Origin of the sequence: Candidatus Accumulibacter contiguus (assembly GCF_036625285.1) — a bacterium.
Classification (GTDB): domain Bacteria; phylum Pseudomonadota; class Gammaproteobacteria; order Burkholderiales; family Rhodocyclaceae; genus Accumulibacter; species Accumulibacter contiguus.
Map to the genome: position 1 here is coordinate 1,613,147 of NZ_JAZKUC010000001.1, position 13,823 is coordinate 1,626,969.

12 protein-coding genes are annotated in these 13,823 nt (G+C 63.2%); 2 read left to right on the plus strand and 10 right to left on the minus strand.

The features are described 5' to 3' along the window. Positions 1 to 198 precede the first annotated feature (198 nt). The 3 genes from V5B59_RS07810 to typA form a co-directional block, all read right to left on the minus strand. Positions 199 to 1,098: a SphA family protein gene (locus V5B59_RS07810; protein ID WP_169070511.1), complete on the minus strand. Its 900-nt coding sequence runs from the start codon at positions 1,096 to 1,098 to the stop codon at positions 199 to 201. Between the two features lie 100 nt (positions 1,099 to 1,198). Next, positions 1,199 to 2,806 carry a 4-hydroxyphenylacetate 3-hydroxylase family protein gene (locus V5B59_RS07815; RefSeq protein ID WP_248594855.1) on the minus strand — a complete coding sequence of 536 codons (1,608 nt, stop codon included), beginning with the start codon at positions 2,804 to 2,806 and terminating at the stop codon, positions 1,199 to 1,201. Positions 2,807 to 2,954: 148 nt separating this feature from the next. Continuing rightward, entirely contained in the window at positions 2,955 to 4,793 is a 1,839-nt protein-coding gene (gene typA, locus V5B59_RS07820; protein ID WP_034915608.1) for a translational GTPase TypA, read from the minus strand. A 241-nt stretch (positions 4,794 to 5,034) separates the two neighbouring features. Between typA and V5B59_RS07825 the strand changes: the two genes are divergently transcribed. Then, positions 5,035 to 5,538 carry a phasin family protein gene (locus V5B59_RS07825; RefSeq protein ID WP_169070512.1) on the plus strand — a complete coding sequence of 168 codons (504 nt, stop codon included), beginning with the start codon at positions 5,035 to 5,037 and terminating at the stop codon, positions 5,536 to 5,538. 314 nt (positions 5,539 to 5,852) lie between these two features. Further along, on the plus strand, positions 5,853 to 6,128 hold the full coding sequence (locus V5B59_RS07830) for a hypothetical protein (RefSeq protein ID WP_034915618.1): 276 nt from the start codon (positions 5,853 to 5,855) through the stop codon (positions 6,126 to 6,128). 214 nt (positions 6,129 to 6,342) lie between these two features. On the opposite strand, the gene V5B59_RS07835 is transcribed toward V5B59_RS07830, so the two are convergent. The 7 genes from V5B59_RS07835 to V5B59_RS07865 all read right to left on the minus strand — a co-directional run bounded on the left by V5B59_RS07835 (position 6,343) and on the right by V5B59_RS07865 (position 13,665). Beyond that, entirely contained in the window at positions 6,343 to 7,782 is a 1,440-nt protein-coding gene (locus V5B59_RS07835) for a DUF294 nucleotidyltransferase-like domain-containing protein (RefSeq protein WP_169070513.1), read from the minus strand. Between the two features lie 155 nt (positions 7,783 to 7,937). Further along, positions 7,938 to 8,282, minus strand: a complete 345-nt coding sequence (locus V5B59_RS07840; protein ID WP_034919533.1) for a Na+/H+ antiporter subunit G — start codon at positions 8,280 to 8,282, stop codon at positions 7,938 to 7,940. Continuing rightward, a complete protein-coding gene (locus V5B59_RS07845) occupies positions 8,279 to 8,548 on the minus strand; it encodes a K+/H+ antiporter subunit F (protein WP_034919535.1) in 270 nt (89 codons plus the stop codon). Before V5B59_RS07845 ends, V5B59_RS07840 begins: the two co-directional genes overlap by 4 nt. Then, positions 8,542 to 9,033 carry a Na+/H+ antiporter subunit E gene (locus V5B59_RS07850; RefSeq protein WP_169070514.1) on the minus strand — a complete coding sequence of 164 codons (492 nt, stop codon included), beginning with the start codon at positions 9,031 to 9,033 and terminating at the stop codon, positions 8,542 to 8,544. The genes V5B59_RS07845 and V5B59_RS07850 overlap by 7 nt, the downstream gene beginning before the upstream one ends. Then, the gene (locus tag V5B59_RS07855; protein ID WP_169070515.1) at positions 9,030 to 10,550 is read right to left on the minus strand and encodes a monovalent cation/H+ antiporter subunit D; all 1,521 of its coding nucleotides are present in this window, start codon (positions 10,548 to 10,550) and stop codon (positions 9,030 to 9,032) included. Before V5B59_RS07855 ends, V5B59_RS07850 begins: the two co-directional genes overlap by 4 nt. Beyond that, a complete protein-coding gene (locus tag V5B59_RS07860) occupies positions 10,547 to 10,873 on the minus strand; it encodes a Na+/H+ antiporter subunit C (RefSeq protein WP_034919543.1) in 327 nt (108 codons plus the stop codon). The genes V5B59_RS07855 and V5B59_RS07860 overlap by 4 nt, the downstream gene beginning before the upstream one ends. After that, complete coding sequence (locus tag V5B59_RS07865) at positions 10,873 to 13,665, minus strand: monovalent cation/H+ antiporter subunit A (protein WP_372703642.1); 2,793 nt, start codon at positions 13,663 to 13,665, stop codon at positions 10,873 to 10,875. Before V5B59_RS07865 ends, V5B59_RS07860 begins: the two co-directional genes overlap by 1 nt. Between the last annotated feature and the right edge of the window lie 158 nt (positions 13,666 to 13,823).

Here is a 13,823-nt window from a genome sequence, read left to right on the forward strand (position 1 = left end):
GTCAAGCCCGGCATGGTCCAAGACGACGCCAAAGTGATGGCCTACCCTGATGTTCGGCATCCTGGCGCTGTCCGCCGATCAGCTGATGCGATTACGACAATGACCCCCTGCGTCCCCTCTCCGGCCACTGTGCATTCGAGGAATGCAGGAGGGCGTTCGCACCGAACGACAAGAATCGTGCGGGCACTGGATCGCTTTCTAGAAGGCGGATACGAACTTGAAGAAGAACTTGTTGCCCTGAAAGCGGTTGTCGACACTGGTTTCGTGATTCCAGCTACCGACAAAGCTCATCCCCTTGTAGTCGTACTTGACTGCCGGGCCGTAGGCGAAGACCTTGCCGCGGTTGCCGTTCGGGATGACGGTCCGGCCGTTGCGCTCGTCGTCGCTGGTCTGGGTCAGATAATAACCGGCCAGGCCGACGGCCCATGGCCCGAAGTGCTGACCAAGCAGGTAATCCATGTGGAAATCGTTGCCTGACTGGTAGTGGGTATCGAGGTTCCTGGTCTTGAGGTTGTACATCAGCTTGGCGGACGCTTCGAAACCGCCCTGATTGAGGTAGGTGAAGGCAAAGATCGGCTCGAAGCTGTAGTAGTTGGCGCCGATGCTGTCGGTGGGATTGGTCTTGCTGTACTTGCCGGTGGGCAGATAGATGTCGATGCCGACGGTCAGATGCCAGTCCGGCGGAAAATGCCAGCCGATGATCAGCGGGTCGATGACGACGTCGCCGAGACCGAAGACGCTGCCGTTACCGATGCCCGGAATCGGGGTGTGCAGTCGCTGGTAAACCAGTGGCACGATCGCATGCACTGCCCAGTCACCCCCCAGGATCTTCTGCTGGGTGACATGGATGAAGCGCAGGGCGTCGAAAGTGGCGCTGACATTGAGTCCCGGCACCTTTTGCCCGTCCTTGGCGCGATAGTCGCCCTCGTAATAGCCGAGATAGTTGATGAAATAGTTGCCCGGTGGCGGCAGGGCGCCGACCATGAAGTTTTCCGAGCCGTTCGGGTATTGGTCGGGACCCTCCTTGGCCAGGATGGACGGGCTGGCCAGCAGTGCCGGCATGGCCAGGAGCAGAAGTTTTTTCGCGGTATTATTCATGGTATTCCCCCTTGTTCCTGTGCTCCGCCCTTGGGTATGGCGACCGGTTACGGGCCTGGCGCAGCGAGATCGCCTATTCTAGCAGCGCTCGCCTCCGCTCTCAGGAAAGCTTGCCGGAACGCGGTAGCGGCACCATGATCGTCTGTCCCGGTGGCGAACAGCCGGCATCGCAACAGCGCCCTGGTTGACGGTTACGCGTGATCGCACGCGATTCATCATGCAGCACGCCGCGGTCAAGCAAGCTTTCAACCAGCTCGACCTTGCTGCCAAGCGGGTAGTGACGCCAGATCTCCTGCTTCATGGCGGCCGGCGAACCGCCGCCGTGCAGGCTGATCACCGAGTACCAGCCGCCCTGATACGACGCGGTCAGATCCTCGATGAAGCGTGCGACTTCGATGCGCTTGTCGTAAGGAACGTCCGGGTTGGCGCGCAGCACCTCGGCAAGGGTCGCCCCGGTCGCCGGGTTGTGGTCTTCGTCGGGGCCGGGCAGCGCGACGATCAAACCGCCCGACACTTCGTGCGCCAGGCGATGCATGTCGTAGATCTGGGTGGCCAGCAGGAGCTTGCCGATGTTGGCAAACACCGCTTCGGGCATGAAGCTGCCGCTATATGGGTCTGGCGTGCCATAGACGCTGGCGGCGACGCCGCAGGCGAAAAAGCCCTCGGTGATCTTGATCAGTTCGACCATCGGTTCGCGCAGGCTGGCCTTGCGGCCCGGATCGAAGCCGTTGGCTTCGCACATCAGGGCGCCAGCACCGATCAGTAGGTCGCCAAAACCGGCACGCGCGGCGATGCAGCTATGGCGGTGGTGGGTCGCGTAGTGGTAGGTCAGCGACCCGGAATGCTCCCACTCGCCGGCGAAGAATACCCGCTCCCAGGGGACGAAGACGCGATCGAAAACGAGCACCGCGGTCGATTGTCCGTAGCGGCGTGAAAACAGTGCCGCGCCGTGTTCCAGTTTATCGCCGGGGCGGCCGGCCGGGCGGGCGATGATGGTCAGCCCCGGTGCATCGACCGGCAGCGCGCAGCAAACGGCGAAATCGGCATCGGCTGGCCCCATGTTGCGGCTGGGCATGACCAGGAACTCGTGCATGTACGGCGCGCCGGTAACGATCGCCTTGGTGCCGGAGATGACGATCCCCCTGGGGTTGCGCTCGACGATGTGTACGTAAGTGTCCGGGTTTGCCTGTTGATGCGGCCGCTTCGAGCGGTCACCCTTGGCGTCGGTCATGGCGATTCCCAGCGACCAGTCGCTCGCCTGCACCTCTTCGAGATAGGCCGCGAAGCGCGCCCGATGTTCGCTGCTGCCGCGCGCGTCATCGATTCTGGCGCTGACCTGATGGATTGCATTGAGTGCATCGTGGGCCAGATAGCGTTGTGCGCAACCGGTCTCCTGACAGAGGATGCGCACCGCTTCGAGCTTGTTCAACAGGTCGCCTGCAGATTCGTTGATGTGCAGCATGCGATTGACAGTCGCGCCGCTGCTGGTTTGCACGGCGGTCATCAGCGGGGTTTTGTCCGAATCGAGAGCGAAATCGTAGCTGACGGCGAGCGCGTTGATTCCCGGCTGCAGCGTCGGCGCGTCGGCGACCGACGCGATCAGTTCACCATCGACGTAGACCTTCGGTGTGTAGCGCCGCAGCGATTCGCGGTAGCCGGCGCCGCTGATCAATCGGCCGGATGTGAGCAGCATGCGATCTCTAGTCATTGTCATTGCTCCCTACGTTCGGGGAAGGCTGCGGTCCCGCCAGGTCATGCGACAGAATCCGCTGCTTGACGGTGCAGCAGTTCCGGATCTGAAGTCAGTCCGATGGTAACCCGCTGAGGCCAGAGAAACCCTATTCGCCCTATTCGCCCTATTCGCGCGCGGCCCGGCGGCGTTCGTTGTCGGTGAGCAGGCGCTTGCGGATGCGAATGCTTTTCGGCGTGATTTCGACCAGTTCATCGTCGTCGATGAACTCGACAGCCGACTCCAGCGTCAGCGCCACTGGCGGCACCAGACGAACCGCTTCGTCGGTTCCCGAGGCACGGATGTTGGTCAGTTGCTTGCCCTTGATCGGATTGACGACCAGGTCGTTTTCGCGGCTGTGGATGCCGATCACCATGCCTTCGTAGAGCTTGTCACCGGGAACACTGAACATCCGTCCGCGCTCCTGCAGCTTCCATAAGGCATAGGCGACGGCTTCGCCTTTCTCGCCCGAGATCAGGACGCCGTTGCGGCGGCCCGGGATTTCGCCCTTGACCACAGCATATTCGTCGAAAACATGGCTCATCAGGCCGGTGCCGCGGGTGAGGTTGAGGAACTCACCCTGGAAACCGATCAGGCCGCGCGCCGGGATGCGATATTCGAGACGGACGCGGCCACGCCCATCGGAAGACATGTCCTGCAGTTCGCCACGGCGATAGCCGAGCGCTTCCATGACGCCGCCCTGATGCGTTTCCTCGACGTCGAGGGTGAGCAGTTCATAGGGCTCGCAGGCTTCGCCATCGATCTCCTTGACGATCACTTTCGGGCGCCCGACCGCGAGTTCGTAACCCTCACGACGCATGGTTTCGAGGAGAATCGTCAGATGCAGTTCGCCACGCCCGGAGACCAGGAAGCTGTCGGTGTCGGTGGTTTCCTCGACACGTAGCGCCATGTTGGTCAGCAGTTCCTTGCGCAGGCGCTCGCCGATCTGGCGACTGGTGACGAACTTGCCTTCGGTGCCGGCGTAAGGCGAGTTGTTGACCATGAAGGTCATGTTCAGTGTTGGCTCGTCGATGCGCAGCATCGGCAATGCTTGGGGCTTCTCGGTATCGGTGATCGTGCAGCCGATCGAGAGATCGTCGATTCCCGTCACCAGCACGATGTCGCCGGCGACCGCTTCGTCCAGCGGCACCCGTTCGAGGCCGCGGAAACCGAACACCTGGCCGACCTTGGCGGTCTTTGGCGGGCCATGTTCGAATTTGCCCTGGGCATCGGCCTGTCCGTACATCACGATCACCTGCTGCGCCGGTTTCAGGCGCCCGCGTTGCAGACGGCCGATGCCGATGCGCCCGACATAGCTCGAGTAATCGAGGGCGGAAATCTGCAGTTGCAGCGGCCCGTCGATGTCGTCGATATGTGGCGGTGAGACATGCTTGAGAATGGTCTCGAACATCGGCCGCATGTCGGGCGATGGCTTCGACAGATCCAGCGTCGCGTAGCCGTTGATCGCGGACGCGTAGATCACCGGGAAATCGAGCTGATCGTCGTTGGCGCCGAGTTTGTCGAAGAGGTCGAAAGTGTGGTCAACCACCCAGTCCGGCCGCGCGCCGTCGCGGTCGATCTTGTTGACCACCACGATCGGCTTCAAACCCAGGGCCAGCGCTTTCTTGGTGACGAAACGGGTCTGCGGCATCGGTCCCTCGACGGCATCGACCAGCAGCAGAACCCCGTCGACCATCGACAGCACCCGTTCGACTTCGCCGCCGAAGTCGGCGTGCCCAGGGGTATCGATGATGTTGATGTGCACCCCAGCGTAATCGACGGCCAGATTCTTGGCCAGGATGGTGATGCCCCGTTCTTTTTCAAGGTCGTTCGAGTCCATCATCCGCTCGGTGATGTGCTGGTGAGCCGAGAAGCTGCCGGCCTGGACCAGCAGCTTGTCCACCAGGGTGGTCTTGCCATGGTCTACATGGGCGATGATGGCGATATTGCGGACGGCGCGGGACATGTGGGGTCAAGCCTTTGAACAAGGGGCGCCATTCTAGCACGGGCGGGCGCTGCCTGTTGCGCCGCAAAAACGCCGCCGCCCTTTTGCCGCCAACACCGGCTGCCCGGGCGCCATGCTGCGCTGCAACAAAATGTTGACAACCGCCAATTAAGCGCTAGAATCAAACCTTCGCTGCACTGCAGCAATTGACCTCGGGAAATGCGAAGCCGGGGCAACATCTCGCAACCTGAAGGAGAACAGTATGTACAACCCCATAGAGAAATTCACCAGCGTTGCCGGTCTCGAAGCGCTCAGGACGGTGGTCAACACTTCGCTGGACTGCGTCGGCCAGTTGGCGGCCTTGAACCTGCAGACGGCACGGGCCGTCGCCGAGCGTACCAGCGAAAACCTCAGAGCCCTCACGGCGGTCAGGGATCTGCCAGACCTGCTGGCCTTGCGACAACCGATGGCCATGGCCGCCGTCGATCAATCGATGAGCTATTCGAGGCGTGCGTACGAGATCTGCAGCGAGTCGTCGAATGCCCTGCTGCAGGTTTTCGATAGTCAGGTCAACGGCCTCAGCGGCGGCCTGATGGCGGCGCTCGACAAGGGCTGGAAGACGGTATCACCGGTTTTCGATTCCACGCTGGCGACTGCAAAATCGCTACTGTCGATGACCGGCCAGAATGATGGCCACAACGTTCGGCAGTTGACGGCAAGCCCGGACGCAGCCGGCCAGGCGGCAATCAAACGGATCGCCGCCTGAAACGGTTTCGGCAGCGCTGCGGGCGCGCCCTTCCGTCAAACCCGGTGCCACGGCACCGGGTTTTTTACGCCTGACGGTGGCTTGCCCGTGCGCTGGCAGAGAGCGATAGCGAAGTGCTTGCCAGCCGGATCGCTGTGCTGCGAAGATGGGCAGAAACTCTGGAAGGAGTTCTGGAAGGAATTCTGGAAGGAATTCTGGAAGGAATTCTGGAAGGAATTCTGGAAGGAATTCTGGAAGGAATTGCCAGAACTCGATCTGCGGCGCACACTGCGATACCTTTCCAGTTCGCGAAGGCATTTTTTGGGGATAGTCAGATGACCGAAACGATAGTTGCTTACCTGAGAGCCAATGCGGAGCAACTCGATGTGGACATGGCCGAGGCGCTCAACATCCCGCTCGTCGAGTTACGCGAGCAAATCGCGCGGCTCGCTGCATCGGGAGACGTAATCTGTTGCCGGGTAACCCGCTTCATCGAGGGCCGGAAGATCGAGGGCATCAGTTGCCGCCTCTCGTGCGATCCACCGACGCCGGCACGCGGGCGCAAACCGGGCGTGAAAAAGGACGACGACTCGGAAGCAAACCTGTTTTGAGCGGGCGCGCGCAGCGGCCTAACGGTCATGGCTTTGTGAGACACCCCGGAAATGAAAGCCCTGACCGTTTCCCTCTCCCTCGACCCCTCTTCCGCGAGTGGAGAGGGGAGATTCGTGAGTCGCTGACGCGACTTTCACGGTAAGCGCTGCTGCGCCAGAAGTTCACAACAGTTCGGACGGGCTCACGCGACTCCCAATGGACGCGGTCGCCGAATCATCTGAGCAGATGCAGGTTGAAGTGACCCTTGATGAACTCCTGGAATTTCTCGACACCCTTCAAGGCGATTTGCAGCCGGCCAAATTCCATCATGTTCAGACGATCCAGCGTGATGTAGTTGTCCGGCTTGCGCCCTTCGCGCAGCGCTTCCACCTGCCCGCGCAGGCGCATCAGGACCAGGAAGTCGAAGCTCTCGGCAATCGTGGCCACCATTTTCTTGTTGACCACCTTCTCCCTGAGCAGCGCTTCCAGGCGTTGGTGGGTACTGCCTTCGAGCTTGCCGGCCTGGATCGCGAGCGCCTTGACGCCCTCGGACAGCGCAAAGATGCCTGCCTTCTTGATTTCCAGCATGCCCGAGTGTTCCCCTTCCTTCTCGCCCTTGATCTTGCCAAACCAGCCGAGCGGGGGGGCGAAGCGCAGCGTGTTCTCGACCATGCGCATCAGGAACAGCTTGTCTCGCTGCACGTACTCGTAGACCCGCGTCTTGAGTTGCTGCTCGAAGGAGGGGTCGCCGTAGATGGTGCGAATGTCGACAAAGGTACCGCAACTGAGGACGTGGTTCGGGCTGGGCGCCTGCAACCAGCGGTCGAGTTGATCGCTCCACTTGCCGAGGCTGCGCCGCCACTCCTTGTTGTTGGCCATGATCCCGCCCGTGCAGGGAGGAATGCCGATGGCAATCAGCGAATCGATCAGTACCTGCGAGAACTCTTCGATTTTCCGGATCTCGTCGGCGCCCAGTTCGTCGCCATAGATGATCGCATTGTCCTGGTCGGTGAGCAGCGTCTGTTCGCCACGCCCCTCGCTGCCGAGCACGACAAAGGCAAAGCGCTCGGGCAGATCGGAGAAGCGGTCCTGGCGCATCAGAGCGATCAGGCGCAGGAGAATCTGATCGTTGAGATGGGCAATCATGCGCACCACGTCTCGCGTCTTGGTGCCGCTGCCGCTGAGGTGCAGAACCAGGCTCTGAATTCTCGCGTAGACGGTTTTCAGTTCTTCGAAGTCCCTGGCCTTCTCGATGTCGAGTACCAGTTGATGCGGCGAGTGCGACTGCAGGCGGATGATGTCGCTGTCGGTGATGATTCCCGAGAGCTTGCCCTGGTCGTCGACCACCACCAGACGATGGATCCGCTGGCGCGACATCCGGTACAAGGCTTCGTAGAGCAGGTCGTTTTCGCCAATCACTGACAGCGGACTGTTCATGATCGCCCGGACGGAGAGCGTAGACGGGTCGGTGCCAGCGGCGACGACCTTGTTGCGCAGGTCACGGTCGGTCATGATGCCGCTCGGCAGTTTGTTTTCACAGACCACGACGCTGGAGATGTTCTTCTCGCGCATGGTTCTGACCGCATCGACCAGCGCATCATCGGGTCCGCAGGTGACCACCGCGCGCTGGCAGAAATCCTTCACCGGGCGAAAAAACTGACCCTCTTCTGCCATATCGCTTGCGACTCCTGATGAGATTGATTGGTTGGCCGGCGAGTGCCTTGCGTGGTCCGCTGGCGCGCAAATCAGTAAACTGAAACGTGTCATTCTAACATTGGCAGGACGGCCGCCCCTGCAAAACCTGCCATTTCTGCCATTTCACCCGATGCTCATGATTTCTTGTTCGTTTCGCGACGCATCCTTGTTCGCTGTTCGGTACTGGACTGGCGATGCAGCGCCGCCTTGGCCAGCAGATGCGCAGTCACCGGCGCGGTGATGAACAGGAAAAGCAGGATCGCCAGTTCGTGCAGGCTGATGCCGGTGCTTTCCCGGGTCGAAAAGAAGATCGCCGAAGCGAGCAGCAGCGCGCCGACGCCGAGGGTCGTCGCCTTGGTCGGGCCATGCAGACGGGTCAGGAAGTCCGGCAGGCGCGCCAGACCGATCGATCCGAGCAGGACGAACAGTGCTCCGAGAATGATCAGTCCGGCAAGCAGCCCTTCGGTCGCCGCATTCATTCGATGAGGTCTCCCCGCAGCAGGAATTTGCACAGTGCGACGGTGCCGACGAAGCCCAGCAGCGCGAGCAGCAGTGCCACCTCGAAATACGCGGTCGTCGCCGTGTGAATCCCGAACAGCACGATCAGTGCGATGGCGTTGATTCCCACGGTATCGAGCGCCAGGATGCGGTCGGTGGTGTCCGGCCCGCGCACGAGTCGATAGAGGTTGAGCACCTGTGCGGCGCCGATCAGGACGAAGGCAATCTCGATGGCAGCGGTCAACATGCAAAAATCTCCCGCAGTGGTCGCTCGTAACGCTTCTTGATCGCGCGCGCCAGCGCCTGCGGATCGGGTGCATCGAGGGCATGTACGAGCAGAATCCAGCGCTGCTGATCCAGGTCGATGGCAACCGTTCCCGGCGTCAGCGAGACGACGCTGGCGAGCAGCGTGGCGACAAACGGGTCGCGCAGATCCAGCGGCACTTCAATGAAGGCTGGCGACAGCCGCTGCAGCGGACCGATCACCTGACGCGCCACACGCCAGTTGGCAGTGACGATGTCGGCGGCAAAGATACCGAGAAAACGCAGCGCCTGCCAGGGCCGGACGAGACGTGGCGGGTTCGGCCAGAAGGATCGCGTCAGTAGCGGCACGGCGACGGCCAGCACACTGCCGAGCAACAGCAGGCCAGGCGTGACGGAACTGCTGATCACCACCCACAGCAGCAAGACCGTCAACGACAGCAGCGGCCGCGGCAGGATCCTGCCGATCATGGCATGGCCTCAGCAGGGGTTTTCGCCGGCCTGGGCCCGAGAACGCCAGCGACGTAGGCGCCGGGCGCATGCAGTTGTGCGGCTGCGCGCTCGCCGTAGTCGGCGAGCGGGCGTGCCAGCACGGCCAGCAGCGGACCCGCGGCGACGAGTAGCAGGGTGGCGCTCACTTTCTGCCAGGCGATGGCCTCGGTTGCTGCCTGCCCGGCTGCTGCTGCCCGGTTTTTCCAGATCAGATGGCAGCCGTCGCGCGCCAGGGCGATCATGACCACGAAGCCGGCACACAGCAGGACGACCCAGATAGCCGGGCCGGCGGCGACTGCGCGTAGCGTCGTCAGCAGCATCAGCTTGCCGACGAAGCCGGAGAAAGGCGGCAAACCGGCAGCCGTCGTCGCCGCGACCAGGAAAGCCACTTTCAGCCAACTGGCTGGCGATGCTCCTCGGGTCGTGAAGTGGTCGGCGGCACTGCCGCGCTGCTCGGCAATGACGCCGGCGAGCAGGAAGAAAGCGGCGCCGGCCAGGGTCGATTGCACCAGGTAGTAGATGGCTGCCGCGCTGACCTCTGCACTCGCCTGTGCCGGCGTGACCAGCAGAGCGCCGGCCGAGAGCAGGACCAGCCAGGCGGCGAGCGCCCGCAGACGCACCGCCACCAGTGTGCCGAGGGCCGCAAAGACGACCGTGGCAAGCGCCAGCGCCGTCAGCCAGTGATCGAGCAGGTCGGGCATCGTCGGCGCCAGGGCGATCACCTGTACGCGCAGGATGGCGACGATGCCGACCTTGGTCATGATCGCAAAGAGTGCGGCGACCGGCGCGCCGGCGGCGCTATAGGCGTGCGGCAGCCAGAACGACAGCGGCAACAGCCCGGCTTTCAGCAAGAAAACGGCGATCAGCAGGGCAAACGCCAGCCGGGCCAGCGCCTGATCGTGCCCTGGCAGCGTCAGTCGATATGCCAGATCGGCCAGGTTGAGCGTACCCAGCGTGCCGTAGAGCAGTCCCAGGGCAATCAGAAAAAGCGCCGAGCCAAGCAGGTTGAGTACGACATAGGTGATCCCTGCGCGCGTTCGCTCGAGTCCGCCAGCGTGCGCCAGCAGCGTGTAGGAGGCGAGCAGCATGACTTCGAAAAAAACGAAGAGATTGAACAGGTCGCCGGTCAGGAAGGCGCCGAGCAGGCCCAGCAACTGTAGCTGAAACAGGGGATGAAAATGCCTGCCGCGCTGGTCGAATCCGGCACTGGCGTAGAGCAGCGAAACGAAACCCAGCACGGCGGTCAGCAGCGTCATCGCCGCTGCCAGTCGATCGACGACCAGCACGATGCCGAAGGGTGCCGGCCAGTCACCGAGCGCGTACACCCGCAATTGCCCGTCGTCGGCGAGCAGCGCCAGCCAGGCCGTGAGCAGCACCAGCAGGGCCGTCGCCAACCCCCCGACTACGCGCTGGAACGGCAGTCGATCGCCAAGCAACTGCAACAGGGCGGCGGCAAATGGGATCAGGATCGGCAGGATCGGCGCGTGCGTGATCACTGCTCTTTTCCTGCGTCGACATGATCGGACCCCGACTCGGCCAGGCCGCGCAGGGCGAGCATCGCCAGATAGGCGGTCATGCCGAAACCGATGACGATGGCGGTGAGCACCAGCGCCTGCGGCAGGGGGTCGGTGTAGCTGGCGCCGGCCCGGAGCAGCGGCGGTGCGTCGAGTCGCAGGCGGCCGCTGGCAAAAAGAAACAGGTTGACCGCGTAGGAGAGCAGCGTCAGGCCGAGCAACACCGGGAAAGTGCGTGCGCGCAGGATGAGGAAGACACCGCAGGCGGTCAGCACCCCGACGGCAATCGCCAGCAGCGCTTCCATCAGCTCTTCTCCCGTGAACTGCGGGCGCGTAGCGAGAGTCCGCCAATTCCCGAGAGTACGGTCAGGACGACGGTGACCACGACGATATACACGCCGAGGTCGAAAACCATCGCCGAAGCCAGCTCGACGTCGCCGAGCAGCGGTAGCTGCAAGTGGCCGTGCGCGCTGGTCAGGAAGGGTCGCGCAAAAGGCCAGCTCGCCACCCCGATGCCGGCCGCCAGCAGCAGGCCCAGCGCCAGCAGCCTGGCGGGATGGTGTGGCAGGCGCGGCTGCGCAAAAGCGATGCCGTTGCCGAGATACTGCATGATCAAGGCGACACTGCTGACCAGCCCGGCGACGAAACCACCACCGGGCTGATGGTGTCCGCGCAGCAAGAGGTAGACCGATACGGTCAGCGCCAGAGGAAGCAGCGGGCGCATCAACATCGCCAGAAAGAGTGGATGCGCTTCCTCGCTCCAGCGTCGTCCATCGCCGTCCTGTGCCGGCGCGATCAGGACCAGACGGTCGAGCAGCGCATGCGAGGCGAGCGCGACCATCGCCAGCACGGTGATTTCGCCCAAGGTATCAAAACCACGAAAATCGACCAGGATGACATTGACGACGTTGGCGCCGCCCCCGCCGGGAAGCGATTGCTGCAGATAGAAGCCCGAGATGGTCTCGAACGGGGCCGCGAGCATCTGCAGGGTGATCAGCCCGAGACCACCGCCGGCGAGCAGCGCCAGCAGGAGGTCGCGGGACAGCCGGCGGGCACTGCTCTTCGGCGCGCTCTGCGGCGGCAGATAGTAGAGCACCAGCAGCATCAGGATGATCGTCCCGGTTTCGACGGCGAACTGGGTCAGGGCCAGGTCAGGCGCCGAAAAGCGCAGGAAAGTCAGCGCCACCACCAGTCCGACGACGCTGACCAGGAGCAGCGCCAGCAGCCGCTGTCGATACAGCAGCGTCGCCCCCAGTGTCCCGAGCAGCAGCGTCAGCAAGGCAGCGACGGCGGCTTCGTCGGCCGGCTGACCGGGTAGCCGGATCCCGGAGGCCGGCCCCGAGAAATAGGCCCAGCCGCCGAGCAGCACGACGAAGCTCAAGAGCAGCGCGTTGTAGCGCTGCAATGAAGCATTGTCGAGCATCGCCAGAATCTGTCGTGCGCTGCTCGCGAGCTGGCGATAGCAGCGCTCGAAAGCGGTGCGCGCGTGCATCGGCGGCAACTGTGCCTGCCAGGCGAATAGCGGCGCGCGCAACGCATAGACGATGACCCCGCCGGCCAGCGCCAGCAGGCTCATCAACACAGGTTGATTGAAGCCGTGCCACAGTGCCAGTTCAAATTCGGGAAGCGGTCCCTGCAGCGTGGACAGTGCCGCGGCAGCGAGCCAGGGACCGACCGTCCAGCCCGGAAACAGGCCGACCAGCAGACACAGCAGCACCAGCAGCTCGATCGGTGCGCGCATCCAGCGCGGTGGTTCGTGCGGCTGGCGCGGCAGATCGATCGCTTCGCCATTGAAGAAAACGTCGTGCACAAAGCGCGACGAGTAGGCGACGGCGAGCATGCCGGCGAGCGTGGCAAACAGCGGCAGCGCCCAGCCGAGCGTGGCAAACTGCGGGGCACTGACGGTTTCGGCGAAAAACATCTCCTTGCTCAGGAAACCGTTCAGCAGCGGTACGCCGGCCATCGATCCGGCGGCGAGGATCGCCAGGGTGGCGGTGATCGGCATCACCCGGAACATGCCATTGACGCGGCGCATGTCGCGCGTCCCGCACTCGTGGTCGATGACGCCGGCGGCCATGAACAGCGAAGCCTTGAAGATTGCGTGGTTGATGATATGGAAGAGAGCGGCGACCACCGACAGCGGCGTGTCGAGACCGAACAGCAGCGTGATCAGACCGAGCTGGCTGATCGTCGAGTACGCCAGCAGTCCCTTGATGTCGTTGCGAAACAGCGCCATGGCTGCGGCGTAGACGAGGGTCAGCGCACCGCTGCCGCCGACCAGCCAGAACCACAGTTCGCTGCCGCCGAGCGCCGGATACAGGCGGGCGAGCAGGAAAACCCCGGCCTTGACCATCGTCGCCGAATGCAGATAGGCCGAGACCGGCGTCGGCGCCGTCATCGCGTTCGGCAGCCAGAAATGGAAGGGAAACTGTGCCGACTTGGTAAACGCCCCGAGCAGGATCAGGATCAGCGTCGGGGCGTAGAGCGCGTGTGCGCGGATGCGTTCGCCGGCGGCGAGGATCACCGACAGATCAAAACTGCCGGCGATCCCGCCGAGCAGCAGAATGCCGGCAAGCAGCGCCAGACCGCCAGCGCCGGTGACCGCCAGGGCCATGCGCGCGCCGATACGCGCCTCGTACTGGTCGCTGTGATAGGCGACGAGCAGGAACGACGACAGGCTGGTGATCTCCCAGAAGATCAGCAGCAGGAGCAGGTTTTCCGAAAGAACGACGCCGAGCATCGCCGCCATGAACAGCAGCAGGATCGAGTAGAAACGCCCGAGACGATCGCTCTTTGGCAGGTACCAGGCCGCGTAGAGCACCACCAGCAGGCCGATGCCAAGAATCAGCAGGCAGAACAGCAGCCCGAGACCGTCGAGACGCAGGTGGAGATCGAGTCCATAGGCGGGCAGCCACGCCAGGTGGGCGAGTTGCGTGTGACCGGCCAGCGCCGCCGGCAGCAGCGGCAGCAGCAAGGCCAGACACGCCGCCATCACCGCCGCGGCAGCCAGAGCCGCGCTGGCTCGCCCGTAGCGCTGCAACAGCAGCGGCAGGGAAAAAGCGGCAAAGGCGGTAGCAGGGATGGCCGCAAGCAGCAGGCTCGAGTTCACAGGCGCCTTGACAGGGAGTGGATGGTCGGGTTCGTGAGGCCGGTGTGCCGGAGGCACGATTATAACGGCCCTGATCGCTTGCGCCCGGCCGCTGCCCGAGGGATGCGGGCGTCGGCGATCCGTCCGCTTGCATCACACCCGGTGGT

Bases quoted from the DNA above. Each gene is read 5' to 3' on its own strand.
- V5B59_RS07810 (WP_169070511.1), bottom strand. From the start codon at position 1,098: ATGAATAATACCGCGAAAAAACTTCTGCTCCTGGCCATGCCGGCACTG.
- V5B59_RS07815 (WP_248594855.1), bottom strand. From the start codon at position 2,806: ATGACTAGAGATCGCATGCTGCTCACATCCGGCCGATTGATCAGCGGC.
- typA (WP_034915608.1), bottom strand. From the start codon at position 4,793: ATGTCCCGCGCCGTCCGCAATATCGCCATCATCGCCCATGTAGACCAT.
- V5B59_RS07825 (WP_169070512.1), top strand. From the start codon at position 5,035: ATGTACAACCCCATAGAGAAATTCACCAGCGTTGCCGGTCTCGAAGCG.
- V5B59_RS07830 (WP_034915618.1), top strand. From the start codon at position 5,853: ATGACCGAAACGATAGTTGCTTACCTGAGAGCCAATGCGGAGCAACTC.
- V5B59_RS07835 (WP_169070513.1), bottom strand. From the start codon at position 7,782: ATGGCAGAAGAGGGTCAGTTTTTTCGCCCGGTGAAGGATTTCTGCCAG.
- V5B59_RS07840 (WP_034919533.1), bottom strand. From the start codon at position 8,282: ATGAATGCGGCGACCGAAGGGCTGCTTGCCGGACTGATCATTCTCGGA.
- V5B59_RS07845 (WP_034919535.1), bottom strand. From the start codon at position 8,548: ATGTTGACCGCTGCCATCGAGATTGCCTTCGTCCTGATCGGCGCCGCA.
- V5B59_RS07850 (WP_169070514.1), bottom strand. From the start codon at position 9,033: ATGATCGGCAGGATCCTGCCGCGGCCGCTGCTGTCGTTGACGGTCTTG.
- V5B59_RS07860 (WP_034919543.1), bottom strand. From the start codon at position 10,873: ATGGAAGCGCTGCTGGCGATTGCCGTCGGGGTGCTGACCGCCTGCGGT.